General features: G+C 35.3%; 17 protein-coding genes. All 17 read right to left on the bottom strand.

Features of this window, described 5'->3' with window-relative positions; all coding sequences use genetic code 11:
• Positions 1-528: an ankyrin repeat domain-containing protein gene (locus OEW74_RS12590; RefSeq protein ID WP_265428806.1), complete on the bottom strand. Its 528-nt coding sequence runs from the start codon at positions 526-528 to the stop codon at positions 1-3.
• Positions 525-1,070 (bottom strand): YceI family protein, encoded by a 546-nt coding sequence (locus OEW74_RS12585; RefSeq protein WP_265428805.1) that lies wholly within the window; start codon positions 1,068-1,070, stop codon positions 525-527. The genes OEW74_RS12590 and OEW74_RS12585 overlap by 4 nt, the downstream gene beginning before the upstream one ends.
• Positions 1,071-1,080: 10 nt before the next feature.
• Complete coding sequence (locus OEW74_RS12580; RefSeq protein WP_265428804.1) at positions 1,081-1,422, bottom strand: hypothetical protein; 342 nt, start codon at positions 1,420-1,422, stop codon at positions 1,081-1,083.
• Between the two features lie 11 nt (positions 1,423-1,433).
• A complete protein-coding gene (locus OEW74_RS12575; protein ID WP_265428803.1) occupies positions 1,434-2,279 on the bottom strand; it encodes a DUF5777 family beta-barrel protein in 846 nt (281 codons plus the stop codon).
• 124 nt (positions 2,280-2,403) lie between these two features.
• Positions 2,404-3,054, bottom strand: coding sequence for a Crp/Fnr family transcriptional regulator (locus OEW74_RS12570; RefSeq protein ID WP_265428802.1), 651 nt, complete (start codon positions 3,052-3,054; stop codon positions 2,404-2,406).
• Positions 3,055-3,196: 142 nt separating this feature from the next.
• Positions 3,197-3,505, bottom strand: a complete 309-nt coding sequence (locus OEW74_RS12565; protein WP_066676059.1) for a DUF3467 domain-containing protein — start codon at positions 3,503-3,505, stop codon at positions 3,197-3,199.
• A gap of 140 nt (positions 3,506-3,645) precedes the next feature.
• On the bottom strand, positions 3,646-7,911 hold the full coding sequence (rpoC, locus tag OEW74_RS12560) for a DNA-directed RNA polymerase subunit beta' (RefSeq protein ID WP_265428801.1): 4,266 nt from the start codon (positions 7,909-7,911) through the stop codon (positions 3,646-3,648).
• Between the two features lie 84 nt (positions 7,912-7,995).
• Positions 7,996-11,817, bottom strand: coding sequence for a DNA-directed RNA polymerase subunit beta (rpoB, locus tag OEW74_RS12555; RefSeq protein ID WP_265428800.1), 3,822 nt, complete (start codon positions 11,815-11,817; stop codon positions 7,996-7,998).
• A 412-nt stretch (positions 11,818-12,229) separates the two neighbouring features.
• Entirely contained in the window at positions 12,230-13,000 is a 771-nt protein-coding gene (locus tag OEW74_RS12550) for a hypothetical protein (protein ID WP_265428799.1), read from the bottom strand.
• 14 nt (positions 13,001-13,014) lie between these two features.
• Complete coding sequence (locus OEW74_RS12545; protein WP_265428798.1) at positions 13,015-13,860, bottom strand: hypothetical protein; 846 nt, start codon at positions 13,858-13,860, stop codon at positions 13,015-13,017.
• A gap of 9 nt (positions 13,861-13,869) precedes the next feature.
• Complete coding sequence (locus OEW74_RS12540) at positions 13,870-14,739, bottom strand: hypothetical protein (RefSeq protein ID WP_265428797.1); 870 nt, start codon at positions 14,737-14,739, stop codon at positions 13,870-13,872.
• 73 nt (positions 14,740-14,812) lie between these two features.
• Positions 14,813-15,508 carry a hypothetical protein gene (locus OEW74_RS12535; RefSeq protein WP_265428796.1) on the bottom strand — a complete coding sequence of 232 codons (696 nt, stop codon included), beginning with the start codon at positions 15,506-15,508 and terminating at the stop codon, positions 14,813-14,815.
• A 296-nt stretch (positions 15,509-15,804) separates the two neighbouring features.
• Positions 15,805-16,170 carry a 50S ribosomal protein L7/L12 gene (gene rplL / locus OEW74_RS12530; protein ID WP_074231997.1) on the bottom strand — a complete coding sequence of 122 codons (366 nt, stop codon included), beginning with the start codon at positions 16,168-16,170 and terminating at the stop codon, positions 15,805-15,807.
• 48 nt (positions 16,171-16,218) lie between these two features.
• Positions 16,219-16,806 carry a 50S ribosomal protein L10 gene (gene rplJ / locus OEW74_RS12525; RefSeq protein WP_265428795.1) on the bottom strand — a complete coding sequence of 196 codons (588 nt, stop codon included), beginning with the start codon at positions 16,804-16,806 and terminating at the stop codon, positions 16,219-16,221.
• Positions 16,807-16,823: 17 nt separating this feature from the next.
• The gene (gene rplA, locus OEW74_RS12520; RefSeq protein ID WP_265428794.1) at positions 16,824-17,516 is read right to left on the bottom strand and encodes a 50S ribosomal protein L1; all 693 of its coding nucleotides are present in this window, start codon (positions 17,514-17,516) and stop codon (positions 16,824-16,826) included.
• 11 nt (positions 17,517-17,527) lie between these two features.
• A complete protein-coding gene (gene rplK, locus OEW74_RS12515; protein WP_265428793.1) occupies positions 17,528-17,974 on the bottom strand; it encodes a 50S ribosomal protein L11 in 447 nt (148 codons plus the stop codon).
• 244 nt (positions 17,975-18,218) lie between these two features.
• Positions 18,219-19,091: a hypothetical protein gene (locus OEW74_RS12510; protein ID WP_265428792.1), complete on the bottom strand. Its 873-nt coding sequence runs from the start codon at positions 19,089-19,091 to the stop codon at positions 18,219-18,221.
• Positions 19,092-19,186 lie beyond the last annotated feature (95 nt).

Below are 19,186 nucleotides of genomic sequence, written 5' to 3'. Positions count from 1 at the left end.
TTAGTTTTTTAATAAGTTAATGAGTTCGTTGTTGTTTGTCTGTAAAGCATATTCAAAAGGAGTCATTCCCTGAGAATCTTTTAATGATTTATCGGCTTTGTGCTTCAGCAGCAATTCTACCAATTCTTTATTACCGAATTTTACCGCCCAAAATAAAGGTGTAGATCCTGAAGAATCTGCAATATTCGGGTTGGCATTTTTCTTTAATAAATGTTCTACCAAATCTTTGTTGTATTTCACCGAAAGCCCTGCAAGAGCAGTTCCTTCCTGGCTTTTATAATTAACATCTTTCACATTGTCAATCAGAAAATTTGCCACTTCTACATTCCCTCTGTAGCAAGCCAAAATCAATGGTGAAAAACCATTTTCGTTGGTTTGATTGATTATATCGGGATTCTGTTTCATCAGTTCTTTTACTTCATCTACAGTTCCGGTTCTGGCAATATCAAAAATAGATTTTGCTTTTTCCTGAGCAGATATCAGAGTAAAACTCAGAATGAAACTTAGGATAAAAAATATTTTTTTCATTGTTTCAGCATTACATAGTTATACTCAACATTTACATTTTCAGCAACTTTTTTTGTAACCATCTTTGGAATAGTTACCTTAAAATCGGCAGATTTCGCAACAAAGGTTCCCTGTATATAAATATTACCATCTTTAGAATAAATTGCAGCACTAGAAGTTACCGGTCTATCCACACCATGGAAATTCAATGTGCCTTGAATGGTATATTTCTGTGGTGATGTCGTTAATTTTGTTTTATCAAAATTGACAATCTTGCCCTTAAAAGTTGTCTTCGGATATTTTGCAGATTCAGCATAGCTTTCATTAAAATGCTCTTCCATCAATTTCACTTTAAAATGGAAATTCTTTACTGATGAAACAGACGCAAAGTCTCCATTGTCTGCATTAATAACAGCAATATTGTTATCATCCTGTGCAAAAACGTCTTCAAATAAAGGTACTGATGCTTCGAATGTTACTTTCCCTGTTTTAGTTGAATATTTCTGAGCCGAAATAAGATTTGCAAAGCTTAACGTGACAATTATTAGTATTAAATTTTTCATATTATTTTTTTTAGTTTTCAATCAATCCATCGGTTTTCCATTTGGTGATGATAGAGATTTGTGATGGTGATAAACTACCGCCTTGAGGCATTTTTTGAGGATCTCCGATTGGTCTGTTAATTCTGTCGATAATTTTGTCAATATTATTTTTCACCTGATTGTAGCTTGTCCAAGGTTGAAATGCAGCCGGATTTCCGGGTGAATGACAAACGATACAATTGGCATCAATAATCGGTTTTACATCTTTGTTGTAGGTTACTAACTCTACAACCTGAGTTTTGTCTGAAATCTCTTCGTAGGTTCTGCTTTCACAGGCAATAGATACCAATGCCAGTGAGATAATACACATCATTTTTTTCATACCTAAAAAACTCTATAAAGATTAAATCCAAAGAAAATCTGCCCTTTCTCCCATTTTCCCGACGCATTAGTAAGGTAACCGATATCGGAATTCAGCTGGGAATTGGTAAATAAAAGCTGGAACACATGTCCCCCAGTTTCTATATCCATCCCCAAAGAGAGTGGGTTTTTATAAAAACTGTGATTATCAAAATTCACAAAATACTCGGCGTTGATCGATATTCTTTTCGAAACTTTATAACGACCGCCTAAACCTGTCAAGAACTGATTTTTGTCTTCAATCATCGGTTCATAAAGGTTTTTGTGAACATAAGAAGGTGTTAACTGTAAAGAAAAATTTTCATTAAACCTTCTCGATATTAATGCCTGAGTGAGATAAGAAAGTCTGTCTCCGAACTTCAGATGCGGGTAATTGTCTTTGCTAAGATCAGTATTTACCGCCAATACATTGTAGCCAACAATATCAACCGGAAAATTTTCACTTTGCTTAATTAATTTATATTTCGCAGCGCCTTCAAAAGTTTTAAGATTAGTTTCTCGCGAAAGACTTAATGAAAGACCATCTGTAACGCCATAAATAACACCCAATTTTGTAGAGGCATCATCTAATCCGAAGAAATCTTTGAATCCTTTGCTTACATCTCCAAAACGATGTGCAACTACAATATACCATTCGTTTTTTGCGGAAAGTTTTGTAGACTGACCTGTAACAATTTGAAGTGCTTTGAAAGCTGGTGGAGAATTTTCTGTGTTTTTTGTTTGAATGGTGTCAATATCTTTCAAAAGGTCTTCCTGAGCAAAAGCAAAACCTGAAGCAAATATTGACAAAAAAAGGAGAGTTTTTGTCATACGCATAATTGTTTATTATTGTATGACAAACTTATACACTTATAATTCTAAAAACAGGTGATAAAAGTCACCGAGTGAATTGTTTTTATCAATCGGAGAAGTTAAAAATATTAAATATAATTCATTAGATTAGTCTAACATTTTCATTTACAGGTATTTTTATCCCTTCTTTAGTTTGAATAATTTCGCCTTCGTTTTCCACTTTTTTTAAAACTCTGCTAATTACCTCTCTTGAAGTTCCTAAATTATTGGCAATTTCTTTATGAGTAAGCTTAATAGGATTGTGTCTGGTAATAGCAATCTGTTGTCTGATATAATTTAGAACCCTTTTATCTAGTTTATGAAAAACGGCATCGTTTACCATATTCATAATATCTGTAAAACGAAGATCAAATTCGTAGTAAAAAAGCTTATTAATTTGGGGATATTTAATCAGCCAGTCGAGTAAAACATTCGCCGGTATTATGAGTGCTTCTGTATCTTCTTCCGAAACAACATACACTCTGCTTACAAAGTCATTAAAAATTGTAGAAAAACTCATTAAGCAAGTTTCCCCAGATCTTATATAGTTATAAATGAGTTCTCTTCCGTCATTTAAAGCATATACCTTTAAACTTCCGTTTATTACGAAAGGAATATTTTTTATTTTATTTCCTTCTGCAAGAATCTCGGTTTTGCTTTTTATATTAACCAGAGAAGCATGCTTTTGAATTTCTTCTAAAAAATCTTTTCCTAAAAACCCGAATTTTTCTAAGGTAAACTGTTCAACGTTCATATTTTTCAACTTTGCCTAACAAATATAATTTAAAATCATTAAGAATTATACATTAATTTATTTAGTTTATTGAATAATGTATTGTAAAAATAAAAAATGCTCCAACTTTCGTTGAAGCATTCTTATATATTTAAGATAAATCTTAAGCGTTAACGTTGTTTCCTCCTAATACGAAAGGCTCAACTTCTTTGATTTCTCCGAATTGTTGCTCGTAGTTTGTGATGTTTTGCTGAAGTGCAGCTAAAACTCTCTTAGCGTGAAGTGGAGCCAAGATTACTCTTGATCTCACGTTAGCTTGTTGTACACCCGGCATAAGTTGGATGAAATCTACTACAAACTCAGATGGAGAGTGGTTTACTAAAGCAAGGTTACAGTAAACTCCTGAAGCTACCATCTCGTTAAGTTGGATGTTGATGTTGTTTGGATCGTTGTTTTGATTTTGATTGTCCATTTTTTTGTTTAATTTTTTTAAAAGTTCAAGTTTCAAAAATAAAAAAAACTTTGAAGCCTGAACATTATTTTTTATTTATTTTACATCGAGATGCGTGATTCGGGATACTAAATCTGTACCCCGAAACACGAAACTCGTATTTAGTTTAAGTCTTCGAACTCTTTCTTAGAACCAACAATTACATTTTGATACTCTTTAAGACCTGTACCTGCAGGGATTCTGTGTCCTACAATTACATTTTCTTTAAGACCATTCAAGCTGTCTACTTTACCAGCAACTGCTGCTTCGTTTAGAACTTTAGTTGTTTCCTGGAATGATGCTGCAGACATGAACGACTTAGTTTGTAGAGCGGCTCTTGTAATACCTTGCAATACTGGCGTTGCAGTAGCAGGTAAAGCTTCTCTTACTTCAACTAAAGCCTGATCTTCACGCTTCAACTTAGAGTTTTCGTCTCTTAGTTCTCTTGCAGTAATCATTTGTCCTGGTCTGAATACTTTAGAATCTCCGGCTTCAGTAACTACTTTAAGACCGAATACTCTGTTGTTTTCTTCTAAGAAATCAAATTTATGCTCTAAAGCAGCTTCAAGGAACTGAGTATCACCTCCATCAACGATAGATACTTTTGTCATCATCTGTCTTACGATAATTTCAAAGTGCTTGTCGTCGATTTTCACCCCTTGTAGACGGTAAACTTCCTGAATTTCATTTACTAAATATTCCTGAACCGCAGTTGGTCCTTTGATCTTCAAGATATCGTCTGGAGTAACTGAACCGTCAGAAAGTGGCGAACCAGCTCTCACGAAGTCATTCTCCTGTACCAGAATCTGGTTTGATAATTTAACTAAATAAATTTTTCTTTCCCCAGTTTTAGCTTCAACGATCAATTCTCGGTTACCTCTCTTGATTTTTCCGTAAGAAACTACCCCGTCGATTTCTGTAACAACCGCTGGGTTTGAAGGGTTTCTTGCTTCGAATAATTCGGTAACTCTCGGAAGACCTCCGGTGATATCTCCTGTCTTAGCAGCTTTTCTTGGGATCTTAATTAAGATTTTACCAGCCTTAATTTTTTCACCATCGTTTACCATTAAGTGGGCTCCTACCGGTAAGTTGTAACCTTTTTGTTCAACACCTTTAGAATCTACTACTTTTAATGTAGGTACTGCTTTCTTATTTCTAGATTCAGAGATTACTTTTTCTTCAAATCCTGTAGCTTCGTCAATTTCCAACTGGAATGAAATACCTTGGATAATATCTTCATATTCTACTTTACCAGCAGTTTCTGCAATGATTACTGCGTTGTACGCATCCCATTTACAGATCAAATCTCCTTTGCTTACTTTATCACCTGGTTTTACAGATAATATAGCACCGTAAGGTACGTTTGCTACCATTAATGGAGTTCTAGATTCGTTATCAGCAACCAATCTAAATTCTGTTGTACGAGACACTACTACTTCTGCAGTATTACCGTTTTCGTCTTCTGAAGTAATTGTTCTTACCTCATCCAATTCTACGATACCGTCTCTTCTTGCAACGATTGAAGGGTTTTCTGATACATTTGTAGATACACCCCCTTGGTGGAAAGTTCTCAACGTAAGCTGAGTTCCCGGTTCCCCAATTGATTGTGCAGCAATAACACCTACAGCTTCACCCATGTGAATCATCTTACCTGTTGCCAAGTTTCTACCGTAACATTTAGCACAGATACCTTTTTTAGTTTCACAAGTCAGTGGTGAACGAACCTCAACAGCTTCAATACCAAGTTCCTCGATTTTTTTAGCTAAAGATTCATTAATGATCTGATCTGCCTGAGCGATTAACTCATCTGTTTCAGGGTCGTAAATATTATGTAAAGAAACTCTACCTAAGATTCTTTCTGAAATCTTTTCAACGATCTCGTCATTTTTCTTAAGTGCAGTAACTTCTGTACCTCTTAAAGTTCCACAGTCGTCTTCTGTAACGATAACGTCTTGTGCAACGTCTACCAATCTTCTCGTTAAGTAACCTGCATCGGCAGTCTTAAGAGCGGTATCCGCAAGACCTTTACGAGCACCGTGGGTTGAGATAAAGTATTCTAGAATCGAAAGACCTTCTTTAAAGTTGGCAAGGATCGGGTTTTCGATAATTTCCGCACCGGTAGAACCAGCTTTTTGCGGTTTTGCCATCAAACCTCTCATCCCAGATAACTGACGGATCTGTTCTTTAGAACCCCTCGCTCCAGAATCAAGCATCATGTATACAGAGTTGAAACCACCTTGGTCAGTTTTCATTCTGCTCATGATCATTTCAGTTAATCCAGCGTTTGTGTTTGTCCAAACGTCGATTACCTGGTTATAACGTTCTGTATCGGTAATTAGACCCATGTTATAGTTAGCTCTAATTTCGTCTACCGTTTCAATAGAAGTAGCAATCATCTGTTTTTTCTCAACAGGAACTACGATGTCACCTAATGAGAAAGAAAGACCTCCTTTGAATGCATTTGAGTAACCTAAGTCTTTCATTGCATCCAAGAACTTCACAGTTGTAGGGAAATCTGTATCAGCAAGAATTTTACCGATAACGTTTCTTAATGATTTCTTCGTTAAAAGTTCATTAATATATCCTACCTGTTTTGGAACAATTTGGTTGAATAAAATTCTACCAACAGACGTTTCGATCAACTTTGTAACGATTTCTCCGTCTTGCTTTATTGGTAATCTGCATTTTACTTTAGCATTTAAAGAAACTCTGCCTTCTGCATAAGCAATTTCAGCTTCTTCAGGAGAATAGAATGCAAGACCTTCACCTTTTACTTTCATTGTCTCAGTAGAGCTTAATTCTTTGGTCATGAAATATAGGCCAAGAACCATGTCCTGAGAAGGTACTGTAATTGGAGAACCGTTTGCTGGGTTCAAGATGTTTTGAGAACCTAACATCAATAACTGAGCTTCAAGGATCGCTTCTGGTCCTAACGGTAAGTGTACCGCCATCTGGTCACCATCGAAATCGGCGTTGAATGCTGTTGTTACTAATGGGTGTAGCTGAATTGCTTTACCTTCGATCATCTTAGGTTGGAAAGCCTGAATACCCAGTCTGTGAAGGGTAGGTGCTCTGTTTAATAAAACAGGGTGACCTTTCATCACGTTTTCTAGGATATCATAAACTACAGGTTCTTTTCTATCAATAATTCTCTTTGCAGATTTTACTGTTTTTACAATCCCTCTTTCAATTAGTTTTCTAATGATAAATGGTTTGTAAAGTTCCGCAGCCATATCTTTAGGAATACCACATTCGTGAAGCTGTAAGTTTGGACCTACAACAATTACCGAACGTGCAGAGTAATCTACCCTTTTCCCTAGTAAGTTCTGACGGAAACGACCTTGCTTACCTTTCAATGAATCTGAAAGTGATTTCAATGGTCTGTTTGATTCAGATTTTACTGCAGAAGATTTTCTTGTATTATCGAATAATGAATCTACAGATTCCTGAAGCATACGCTTCTCGTTTCTCAAGATTACTTCAGGAGCTTTGATCTCCAATAATCTCTTCAAACGGTTGTTTCTGATAATAACTCTTCTGTAAAGGTCATTCAAATCGGAAGTAGCGAAACGTCCTCCATCCAATGGAACTAATGGTCTTAGTTCTGGTGGAATTACAGGAAGCACACGCATAATCATCCACTCTGGTCTGTTGATCATTCTTGTATTAGCACCTCTCAATGCTTCTACAACGTTCAATCTTTTTAGAGCTTCAGTTCTTCTTTGCTTAGAACCTTCGTTGTGAGCTTTGTGTCTTAAGTCGAAAGACAATGCATCAAGATCGATTCTTTTTAATAGTTCCTCAACAGCTTCAGCACCCATTTTAGCGATGAATTTGTTTGGATCTGAATCATCAAGATACTGGTTTTCTACAGGAAGAGTTTCCATGATATCAAGGTATTCTTCTTCTGTAAGGAATTCCATGTGATCAAAATCGGCACCGTCTAATTTCTTAGCAATACCTTGTTGAATTACCACATATCTTTCGTAATAGATAATCATATCCAATTTCTTGGAAGGAATACCCAAAAGGTAACCGATTTTGTTTGGTAAAGAACGGAAATACCAGATGTGAGCAATAGGAACTACCAAATTGATATGCCCGATTCTCTCTCTACGTACTTTTTTCTCCGTAACCTCTACACCACAACGGTCACAAACGATCCCCTTGTAACGAATTCTCTTGTATTTACCACAAGCACATTCGTAATCCTTGATAGGACCGAAGATCTTTTCACAGAACAAACCGTCTCTTTCAGGTTTGTGCGTTCTGTAGTTAATAGTTTCCGGCTTAAGAACCTCCCCTCTTGAGTCCTGTAAAATAGACTCCGGAGAAGCTAAACCGATGGTTATTTTATTAAATCTACTTGATTTATTTTTATTTGACATTTGTTAGATTTTAAATTTTAGATTTTAGATTTTAGATTAATTTTTGAATGTTGCCATTCAACATTTATAATTTAAAATTTAAAATTATTCCTCTAGTCTTACGTCTAATCCAAGACCTTGTAACTCGTGAAGTAATACGTTGAAAGATTCAGGAATACCTGGTTCAGGCATTGCTTCACCTTTTGCAATCGCTTCATAAGTTTTTGCTCTACCAATCACGTCATCTGACTTCACAGTAAGGATCTCTCTCAAGATATTTGATGCTCCAAATGCTTCAAGAGCCCAAACCTCCATCTCTCCGAATCTCTGTCCACCAAACTGAGCTTTACCTCCTAATGGTTGCTGAGTAATCAATGAGTAAGGCCCGATAGAACGTGCGTGCATTTTGTCATCTACCATGTGTCCAAGTTTCAACATATAGATGATACCAACAGTTGCAGCCTGAGTAAATCTTTCTCCGGTACCTCCATCATAAAGGTGAGTGTGACCGAACTTAGGAACTCCTGCTTTCTCTGTGTACTCAGTAATCTGATCAAGACTTGCTCCGTCAAAGATTGGCGTAGCGAACTTCAATCCTAATTTTCTACCTGCCCATCCAAGAACGGTTTCGTAGATCTGACCGATGTTCATACGAGAAGGTACCCCAAGTGGATTCAATACGATATCTACTGGTGTTCCGTCTTCCAGGAATGGCATATCTTCTTCACGAACGATTCTCGAAACGATACCTTTGTTACCGTGACGACCTGCCATTTTATCTCCAACGTTTAGTTTACGTTTTTTAGCGATATAAACTTTAGCCAACTTCATGATACCTGCTGGAAGCTCATCTCCGATAGAAATTGCGAATTTCTCACGGTTTTTAACCCCTTGAATATCGTTGAATTTGATTTTATAGTTGTGAATTAATTGTTTGATCAATTCATTCTTATCGTTGTCAACAGTCCAATCTGCACCGCTTACGTTAACGTAATCTTCAACTGATGTTAATAATTTATGAGTAAATTTCATACCCTTACCGATGATTTCTTCATCTAAGTCGTTGGTAACTCCCTGAGAAGTTTTACCGCTAACAAGAGTATTTAATTTTTCAATTAAACTATTTCTTAACTCGTCAAACTTAGCCTTGTAAGTGTTTTCAATCTCTTCAAGTTTAAGCTTTTCTTCAGTTCTTTTCTTTTTATCTTTAATATTTCTAGAGAACAATTTCTTGTTGATAACAACACCTCTTAATGAAGAATCTGCTTTTAATGAAGCATCTTTTACATCACCAGCTTTGTCACCAAAGATTGCTCTAAGAAGTTTTTCTTCAGGAGTAGGGTCAGATTCACCTTTTGGAGTAATCTTACCGATCATGATATCACCAGGCTTCACTTCAGCACCGATTCTGATCATACCGTTCTCATCAAGATCTTTAGTAGCTTCTTCAGAAACGTTAGGAATATCTGCTGTCAATTCTTCCATACCTAATTTGGTATCACGAACTTCAAGAGAATACTCATCTACGTGGATTGAAGTAAACCAGTCTTCACGTACAACTTTTTCGTTAATTACGATCGCATCCTCAAAGTTATAACCCTTCCAAGGCATGAACGCAACTACTAAGTTTCTACCAAGAGCCAATTCTCCTTTTTCAGTAGCATAACCGTCGCAAAGTACTTGTCCTTTTACCACTGTTTCACCTACTCTTACGTTTGGTCTTAGGGTAATTGTTGTACTCTGGTTAGTTTTTCTAAACTTCGTAAGGTTATATGTTTTAGTAGCAGATTCGAATGACACTAAATCTTCGTCTTCGCTTCTTTCATATTTAATAGTGATCTTATCAGCATCAACGTACTCTACAGTACCGTTACCTTCAGCATTAATCAAGATTCTAGAATCTTTTGCAACTTGTTGTTCCAGACCTGTACCTACGATTGGAGCTTGTGGCTTCAACAAAGGAACTGCCTGACGCATCATGTTTGATCCCATCAATGCACGGTTCGCATCATCATGCTCCAAGAATGGAATTAATGAAGCTGAAATACCAGAAATCTGGTTTGGTGCAACGTCGATCAAATTAACTTCAGAAGGCTCTACTACAGGGTAATCACCATCTAGACGAGCAATAATTCTGTCTGTGATAAATGTACCATTGTCATTCAGCTCAACGTTTGCCTGAGCAATTACTTTATCTTCTTCGTCTTCCGCATTTAAGTAAATAGGATCTGCATGTAAATCTACAGTACCTTCATTAACTTTTCTATATGGAGTTTCGATGAAACCTAAAGTATTGATTTTAGCATAAATACCTAAAGATGAAATCAAACCAATGTTTGGTCCTTCAGGAGTTTCGATAGGACAAATTCTACCATAGTGAGTATGGTGAACGTCACGTACCTCGAAGCCTGCTCTTTCTCTTGATAAACCACCAGGTCCTAGTGCAGAAAGTCTACGCTTGTGCGTGATTTCTGACAATGGGTTGGTTTGGTCCATAAACTGAGAAAGCTGGTTGGTACCAAAGAATGAGTTAATAACTGATGTTAAAGTTTTAGCATTAACAAGGTCAAGAGGAGTAAAGATTTCGTTATCTCTAACGTTCATTCTCTCCTTAATAGTTCTTGCAATTCTAGAAAGACCTACACCGAACTGTCCTGCTAATTGCTCACCAACAGTTTTAATCCTTCTGTTTGATAAGTGGTCGATATCATCAACCTCAGCTTTAGAGTTTACCAATTCGATCAAGTGTCTTACAATCGCAATGATATCTTCTTTTGTAAGAACCTCAGTTGTAGTCGGGATATTAAGACCTAACTTTTTGTTTAGTCTGTAACGTCCTACTTCACCTAATGAATATCTTTGCTCAGAGAAGAATAATTTTTCGATAATTCCTCTTGCAGTTTCCTCATCTGGTGGATCTGCATTTCTTAACTGACGGTAAATATATTCTACCGCTTCTTTTTCAGAGTTGGTAGGGTCTTTTTGTAAAGTATTCTGGATGATAGAGAATTCGTTTGAATTTTCTTTGTGAATCAAGATAGATTTCACACCAGCATCCAAAATAAGATCTAAATGTTCTTTTTCAAGAATAGTTTCTCTATCTAAGATGATTTCGTTTCTTTCTATAGAAACAACCTCACCAGTATCTTCGTCTACGAAATCTTCAAACCAAGTGTTCAATACTCTCGCAGCCAATGTTCTTCCTTCTACTTTTTTAAGGGCAGCTTTAGAAACTTTCACTTCTTCAGCAAGGTCGAAAATCTGAAGAATATCTTTATCAGATTCAAAACCGATCGCTCTTAATAATGTTGTTAAAGGTAATTTTTTCTTACGGTCGATATACGCGTACATTACACTGTTGATATCGGTAGTAAATTCCATCCAAGATCCTTTGAAAGGGATAATTCTTGAATAATACAATTTTGTTCCGTTTGCGTGGTAAGTCTGTCCGAAGAACACACCCGGAGATCTGTGTAGCTGAGTTACAATAACACGCTCTGCTCCGTTGATAATGAAAGAACCACTGTCTGTCATGTAAGGAACCGGACCTAAATATACATCTTGTACAACGGTCTGAAAATCTTCATGTTCAGGGTCTGTACAATACAATTTAAGTCTCGCTTTTAGAGGAACTGAATACGTTAAACCTCTTTCCACACATTCATTGATTGAATAACGTGGAGAATCTACCAAATAATCTAAGAATTCCAATACAAATTGGTTTCTAGAATCGGTAATTGGAAAGTTTTCTTGGAAGGTTTTGTGCAAACCTTCTTTCTTTCTGTCCTCAGGAAGTGTGTCTAGCTGGAAAAAATCTTTAAATGACTCTAACTGGATATCTAAGAAATCCGGAGTAATGATTTTTCCTTTAGCCGAAGAGAAATTAATTCTCTCAACTCCCCTAGTTGTTGATGTTGTTTTACTCATAAAACTTTTAAGAAAGGGTTAAAAAATATTTTGTTTTTATTCAAAAATATCAGAAAAAGACTGGTAGATAAAAGAGCTTAAGAAAAAAGACATTTGATGTTTGGCGCTATCAGAATGAGTCTTCTTTCTAAAATCTAGTTTCTAAAATCTAATTTCTAACTGCAACACTGGTATATCTTTTCACAGTGTAATGCAAAATATTTTTATTTTTATCTAACGACGAAAAACCGCAATCACAGTAAAAACACAGAAGACCCTTTCAAATTAATGAAAGAGCTGGTTTTCAATATTTTACCGTGTTATGTTTAATTTTTAGCGCCAAAAGAGACTGCAAATTTACAAAATTTAATTTTCTTACGCAACAAAAAACCACTTCATAATGAAGTGGTTATATCATTTATTTGAAAAAACTTTATTGAATAGGCTCAAGCACCTGAACCGAAAGCGAAGTTCCCGCCATTTGAGCATTTAAAGTGGGAGATGAAGCTTGATTAATACCTATATGAAGTGTATTACCATTTGGAAGATTACGCGAAATACAAGCAAATTTCACATTATATGTTGTTGGCTGATTGTTTGTCAATGCTAGATTACGTAACGAAGCATTAAAATTCAAAATCCTGTAAGATCCGGATGTTCCCGCTACGTTATTTGTTCGCACCAATTTTAATTGATTATTAACGAAGATTCCACATCCAAAAGATCCAACTCCTGAATTACCCGTAATCTGAGCAACTGTTTGAACAGAAATATTAACAATATTAGATGCCTTAGTTACTTTAACTGCCGGTACTTCAACCCCTGAAATTACAGACCATCCGGTTATACTCATATTTTCATTATAAGGATCAACAGCACCTGCCGCCGTAAAAATAACTCCAGCGGTTGTAGATTTTGTGTAATTTGCTGTTAAGATAACACCGTCCAGATATCCTGCAGGCAAATCAAATTTTTTCCAAACGGCAACAGTATCAGCTCTTGCCGCCAATAGGTCACCAACAGTACCAGAATTTCCTACAGCAGCATCACTGCCACCCAAATTAATTTCATTATTGATATTTATAGAACCGTTAACATCCAAAGTACTTCTTGGTGTGGTTGTAGAAACACCCACATTACCTGTCTGCCCAAAAAACTGGAAAGATATTAATCCGAAGATTATTAAAAAAATATTTGTTTTCATGTATTGTAGTATTTCTAATTATAAACAGGAATTGAGTTTGTTGCTGGCGGTTTCTCATAAGTCTGTATCGTCAAAGAAGATTTTGCCATAAAATCATTAAGGTTGGTAGCACCTGGAACAGCTTTCCCAACACTAAAACTTCCCGTATAATTAATATTTGCTCTTCTTTTACATGCAACTTTTGCGGTGTGATTACCAGCAGATAATCCCGTCGCTGTAGCTATAAGATTATAGGTATAGAAAGGTGATCCACCCCCTGTTTGGCTTAGTGTATATACTCGTATTCCCTTCAATTGGTCATCAACAAAAATTCCACACGAAAAATCTACAGCGTTATTCACAGTAGAAGATCCCGATTGAGCAATAGTTTCTAATGACAGAACTACAATATTATTAGTCGCAACATCTATCTGAAACGTCTTAGCCAAAGCCGTAATTTCATATCCTACTGTATTTGAACCACTCTGTGTGTAAGATGCTAGAGTTTGATTTTCGGCATGAATCTCATTTCCACTAAGAGTTCCACTTCCTGGTAAATCTACACCAGCTTGTGTTTCGGCACCTTCATTATTAAAGATTGTATAATAGAATGGGTTAAAGTTTGGTCTTCTAATCAATTTCCATTCAGGAGGATTATTAGGTCCTCTTGAAACTAATACGGTTCCCGAATTTCCAACAGCCCCATCTGTGGAAAGAGCAGCATTTGGCGTAGTAACACGTATTAAATTTCTTACGCTTAAATTTCCTTGTACATCAAGAGTTGCGCGGGGGGTATCAGTATCGATTCCCATAGATTGTGAATGCACCATTGAAACAAATGCGAACATCACAAATAGATATATAAATTTAAATTTATTCATTTGATTTTTTTAGTAAATTATTTTAACCTGCTCAGTTACGTCGTATTTCAAAATTGATTTCATCATGAAATTATTAACGACTTGTGTTCCATCTGTTGTAGGTGCACCAACCGCAAAAAAGTATCCAGTATTACTAGAAGTAATTCTCCTACATCCTACTTTTACATCATACGTTGGTCTAACACCATTCACAAGAGGTTTAACAGGTAGATTTTCAACAACGTACTTCAGCGTAAAAATTGCCTGGTTCTTTTGCCCTTTTCCTACAACACCATTTATTTGGTCTGCTCTTACAGCTTTTAGCTGATTGTCGATAAATATTCCGCATGCGTATCTTACAAACTGATCTGTAGCTGCACCGGTATTTGACATTTCAACTGCAGTCTGGAAAACAAAATCAACTTTATTTACCGGATTATCAATTTTAAATGTTGTAGCTGTTGCAGAAGCTGCACTATTTGCTTTCATAGGAAGCTCAGACCATGCTGGTTTAGGTGTTGCACCAGAAGCTCCAGCAAAAGGATCATTAATATCACTCGTTTGATAAACAGGGCTTACTACCGTATTTGAAAAGTTGATCCCAGTTTCATTGATTTTAGCATCAGACTGAGTAATTCTATACTCATCTACTTCATAAAACCCCAGCTTAGAAGTTTTCCAAACCGGTGCCACATTATCACCTTGTGAAACTAAGATCTGATTCGCAGTACCGGGATTACCTGTAGTAGTTTTAGTACCTCCAACTCTGAGTTCATTTCTCAAAGTAATTGTGCCATTAACGTCTAGAGTAGAATTTGGTGAGGTGGTATTAATACCTACCTGTGCATTGAAAGTCACAAAGAGTAGAAAAAAAAATAACGATTTATATTTAGTATGCATTTTAAAAGTTTATTTAATTAAAAGAAGAAAGAGCTATTTTAATTTATATAAAAAACAGCTTTTAAGTTTGAAATTAAATAAATGAAGGTGGAGGTCTTGTAGAAAAGACCGCTGAGAAACAAAAATTTAGAGATCTGTTGTTATAATATGTATATTTTTTTTGATGTAAAAAATCTAACGAAGATTTTACCACATATTGACTAAGCGAAACAAGTATTTTTGAAAAATCATGATTATGATAGTTGGGTGCTACATAATCTCTATTCACATGAGTAGAAGTAATAAATTCTTCAGATGTAGGAAAAAGTAATCTTTTGGTGTTAAAAGAATTCTCCTTTGCTTCATCATTATGATTAGCAATTTCCTTTTTTATTTTCTTTAAAGCTTCTTCCTTTTTATTTTCTTCAGCTTTTTTAAGTTCACTTTTAAAATCTTTTTTAGGAGTTTGAACTTTCTGAGTTTTGCTTGGCTTTGCTGTTAGAATTTTCCCGCCTTCTAATATTCCAGCTGTAGAAACTATAGCATTTTTTACGGTAATCTTTTCTGAATTAATTTGTTTATTAAAACTGTCATCATTAGAAAAAATAGTAGCACCTTGTTTAAGTACAATTGTCGCTTGGGGAGCTTCGGTACCAATCCCTTCTTGCGCAGATGCAAAACCAAAGAAAAAAGAAAATATGAATGTTATATAAATACAAAAACTATTCAAACCCAATCTTGAGTCTAATTTTTTTACATGGATATTGATATTGTGTAAGCTTTTACGCAACTATAGTTTTTTATGCTGCAAAATTAAGCAATAAATTCAATTTGAGAATATTATTTAATTGTTAATTAATAGATTTAATACCTATATCAAATTACATCTAAAGGAAAAAATCAACAAAACATTACAATTAAGTGTAAGTTAATCACTGTATTCTAAATAAACATTATATCCAAAGTCATTTATCTTAAAATCAGTTGAAAAAATAAATTTTTAAAAATTTAATATTTCAAAGATAAAATGCATGAAAAAAGCAGCTACAAATATGTAACTGCTTCTTTTATTTTGAAAGTAAATGATTACTTCAATTCTACTTCAGCACCAGCTTCTTCTAATTGCTTCTTAAGAGCTTCAGCTTCGTCTTTAGAGATACCTTCTTTAATAGCAGAAGGAGCTCCGTCTACGATATCTTTAGCTTCTTTAAGACCTGCACCAGTTAAATCTTTTACCAATTTAACGATAGCTAATTTAGAAGCACCTGCAGACTTAAGAATTACGTCGAATTCAGTCTTTTCTTCAGCAGCTTCAGCACCACCTGCAGCAACTACTACAGCAGCAGCAGCTGGCTCGATTCCGTACTCATCCTTAAGGATAGTAGCTAATTCATTTACGTCTTTTACTGTTAAGTTTACTAGCGTTTCAGCTAAATTTTTTAAATCTGACATTGTTGTAATGTTTTTGTTGATTATTGATTGATTTTTTTGAGAGTCTAATTATTCTGCAGCTGGAGCTTCTCCTTCTGCAGCAGCTTCTGGAGTTTCAGTAGCTGGAGTTTCTTCCGCAGCAGGTGCAGCAACTTCTTCAGTTGCAGCTTCTACAGCTTCAGATTTGTTTTGAAGAGCAGAAACAACTCTTTGAATTGGAGACTGAAGTAATCCGATGATTTCACCGATCATTTCTTCTCTAGACTTAATGCTTACTAGAGCATCAAGGTTGTTGTCACCAACATAGAAAGTTTCTTGAACGAAAGCTGATTTTAAAGCTGGCTTCTCGTCTTTCTTTCTAAAGTCTTTGATTAATTTTGCTGGAGCGTTAGCAGTTTCAGCAATCATTAATGCAGAGTTACCTTTGAAAGTTTGGAACATTTCAGAGAAATCTACTCCGTCAATTTGTTCCATTGCTTTTTGTAAAAGTGTATTTTTCACAACTTTTACTTTGATGTTTTGCTTGAAAGCCTGTCTTCTGAAATCAGAAGATTTAGCAGCATTCAAACCGTCTAGATCTGCTACATAAACTACTTTAGCATCCTGAAGCAAATCTTTGATCTCTTGTATCGCTACAACTTTTTGGTCTTTTGTCATTGTCTTAAGGATTATAATTAGTTAACAGATTTAGTATCGATTGCAATACCAGGACTCATTGTAGAAGACAAATAGATAGACTTCACATAAGTTCCTTTAGCTGCAGTTGGCTTCATTTTGATCAAAGTTTGAATCAATTCCTGAGCATTTTCCTTGATTTTAGCCGCATCGAAAGATACTTTACCAATACCAGCGTGGATAATACCGTATTTGTCTACTTTAAAGTCAATTTTACCAGCTTTTACTTCAGTTACTGCTTTACCAATTTCCATAGTAACAGTACCTGATTTAGGGTTAGGCATCAAACCTCTTGGTCCTAATACTCTACCCAAAGGTCCTAATTTACCCATAACAGCCGGCATAGTAACGATAACGTCAACGTCAGTCCAACCTTCTTTTATTTTTTGTAAATATTCGTCAAGACCTACATAGTCAGCCCCAGCTTCTTTAGCTTCAGCTTCTTTATCTGGAGTTACTAAAGCCAAAACTTTAACATCTTTACCAGTTCCGTGAGGAAGAGATACAACACCTCTTACCATTTGGTTTGCTTTTCTTGGATCTACACCCAATCTTACAGCGATATCTACAGAAGCATCAAACTTTGCAGTGTTCACCTCTTTTACAAGAGCAGAACCTTCTTCAAGGTTATAGATTCTTCCTTTTTCTACTTTGCTTAAAGCTTCCTTTTGCTTTTTAGTCAATTTTGCCATTTCTCTAAGTATTAAGCGTTAAAAGTTGGTTTAGTTCCTGTTACTCTTAATCCCATAGATCTAGCAGTACCTGCAACCATAGAAACTGCAGAATCGATTGTAAAGCAGTTAAGGTCAGTCATCTTGTCTTCAGCGATTTTCTGAACTTGAGCCCAAGATACAGCACCTACTTTGTTTCTGTTTGGTTCTCCAGAGCCACCTTTGATCTTAGCCGCATCCATCAATTGGATTGCTGCAGGAGGAGTTTTAATTACGAATTCAAAAGATTTGTCTTCGTACACTGTAATTACTACAGGTAAAACTTGTCCTGGCTTATCTTGGGTTCTTCCGTTAAATTGCTTACAAAACTCCATGATGTTCACACCTGCAGAACCCAAAGCTGGACCTACTGGTGGAGAAGGGTTAGCAGCGCCACCTTTCACCTGAAGTTTTACCATTTTAAAGACTTTTTTAGCCATTTTTTGTTTTTTAAATTTGAATAATTAATGAGTTTGGAAGCATTTATTATTCAGCAGGTTACCGCACTCACATAAAGTAAACCTACTTTTCGGACTGCAAAATTATGAAATATTTTTGAATTAGCAAATGCTTAACGTATTAAAATTCAGAAATAACCAAATTAAATTTAAAATATACTTTTTTGATTACTGAAATACTTCAAAAGTCTAAAAACTTGCATTTATACGTAAAATCAAAGTCGAATTAATTTTTTGAAAAGAAATTTGGTGTAAGATTATCCAATGGGATTTGTACTCCTAATCTAATTTGCTCATAAGGAAAATACTTTATACCATGCTGAAACTGTACAAACCATAAAGTCTTTTTCAAGTTAACATTTAATCTGGAAGAAAAAATCATTGGTCTGTCACCATAATCTTCAACTCGTTTTATCCAACCATTATATCCGGAAAATGTATTTTCGAAACTTATATTTTTATGTTTTAAAATGAGTTTCAATCCGTACATTACAGCATCATCCTGCACATTTATGTTTGGAGTTTGTACATCCCACGAAAAAAAACCTAAATCAGAAACAACTCGAACTTCATCTATAAAGGAATTGTTAAGCGTAAATGATTTACCCAATTCAACATCAAAATAATACCCTGCAGTATTAAAAAAACGTCTGTTTTTAAATTCATTTCCCGATGCTGTCTTTAATGTTGAATTCAAAACCATCGCTGGTCTGCTCTTTCCTTCAGATAAAATCTTAATTCTTGTCTGCACATAAAAATCTCCTGTTGCAAAACCATTATTTTTCTGCATTGATCTCCGTGCAACAATTTCATCGGTTACGGAATAATGTTCAATTAAAGTTTTCCATACTTTTACTGAAATTTTCTCAGAGATAAGTGGAATTTCAACCTTCACATTATTTGATAAAGTCTGATCACCATGTCCAAAATAATAATCACCATTGATTGTAACAGTGGTACTTTGTGGAATTAATGCATCTGTAAATTCCGGAACAGGATTAGCATTGGGTCCAAAATAATTAGTAGTATGATGAATCAGTTTTTGTGAAGCAAACATCTGAACACAGAAAACTGTAATTAGAAAATAAAGGCTTTTCATTTTCGCTGGTATTAATTTTAGACAAAAATAAATAAAGCTGAAATAAAAACAGTTAAATTATTTTAAACAAGACAATATTCAAGAAAGCGTTAATG

Origin of the sequence: Chryseobacterium sp. YIM B08800 (assembly GCF_026163565.1) — a bacterium.
Classification (GTDB): domain Bacteria; phylum Bacteroidota; class Bacteroidia; order Flavobacteriales; family Weeksellaceae; genus Chryseobacterium.
Note: the sequence above shows the minus strand (reverse complement) of the source record. Positions and strands in the feature narration are given on the sequence as shown.

What these genes read in the sequence shown, in the direction of transcription:
- OEW74_RS12590 (WP_265428806.1), bottom strand. Translation starts at nt 528, where the DNA reads ATGAAAAAAATATTTTTTATCCTAAGTTTCATTCTGAGTTTTACTCTG.
- OEW74_RS12585 (WP_265428805.1), bottom strand. Translation starts at nt 1,070, where the DNA reads ATGAAAAATTTAATACTAATAATTGTCACGTTAAGCTTTGCAAATCTT.
- OEW74_RS12580 (WP_265428804.1), bottom strand. Translation starts at nt 1,422, where the DNA reads ATGATGTGTATTATCTCACTGGCATTGGTATCTATTGCCTGTGAAAGC.
- OEW74_RS12575 (WP_265428803.1), bottom strand. Translation starts at nt 2,279, where the DNA reads ATGACAAAAACTCTCCTTTTTTTGTCAATATTTGCTTCAGGTTTTGCT.
- OEW74_RS12570 (WP_265428802.1), bottom strand. Translation starts at nt 3,054, where the DNA reads ATGAACGTTGAACAGTTTACCTTAGAAAAATTCGGGTTTTTAGGAAAA.
- OEW74_RS12565 (WP_066676059.1), bottom strand. Translation starts at nt 3,505, where the DNA reads ATGGACAATCAAAATCAAAACAACGATCCAAACAACATCAACATCCAA.
- rpoC (WP_265428801.1), bottom strand. Translation starts at nt 7,911, where the DNA reads ATGTCAAATAAAAATAAATCAAGTAGATTTAATAAAATAACCATCGGT.
- rpoB (WP_265428800.1), bottom strand. Translation starts at nt 11,817, where the DNA reads ATGAGTAAAACAACATCAACAACTAGGGGAGTTGAGAGAATTAATTTC.
- OEW74_RS12550 (WP_265428799.1), bottom strand. Translation starts at nt 13,000, where the DNA reads ATGAAAACAAATATTTTTTTAATAATCTTCGGATTAATATCTTTCCAG.
- OEW74_RS12545 (WP_265428798.1), bottom strand. Translation starts at nt 13,860, where the DNA reads ATGAATAAATTTAAATTTATATATCTATTTGTGATGTTCGCATTTGTT.
- OEW74_RS12540 (WP_265428797.1), bottom strand. Translation starts at nt 14,739, where the DNA reads ATGCATACTAAATATAAATCGTTATTTTTTTTTCTACTCTTTGTGACT.
- rplL (WP_074231997.1), bottom strand. Translation starts at nt 16,170, where the DNA reads ATGTCAGATTTAAAAAATTTAGCTGAAACGCTAGTAAACTTAACAGTA.
- rplJ (WP_265428795.1), bottom strand. Translation starts at nt 16,806, where the DNA reads ATGACAAAAGACCAAAAAGTTGTAGCGATACAAGAGATCAAAGATTTG.
- rplA (WP_265428794.1), bottom strand. Translation starts at nt 17,516, where the DNA reads ATGGCAAAATTGACTAAAAAGCAAAAGGAAGCTTTAAGCAAAGTAGAA.
- rplK (WP_265428793.1), bottom strand. Translation starts at nt 17,974, where the DNA reads ATGGCTAAAAAAGTCTTTAAAATGGTAAAACTTCAGGTGAAAGGTGGC.
- OEW74_RS12510 (WP_265428792.1), bottom strand. Translation starts at nt 19,091, where the DNA reads ATGAAAAGCCTTTATTTTCTAATTACAGTTTTCTGTGTTCAGATGTTT.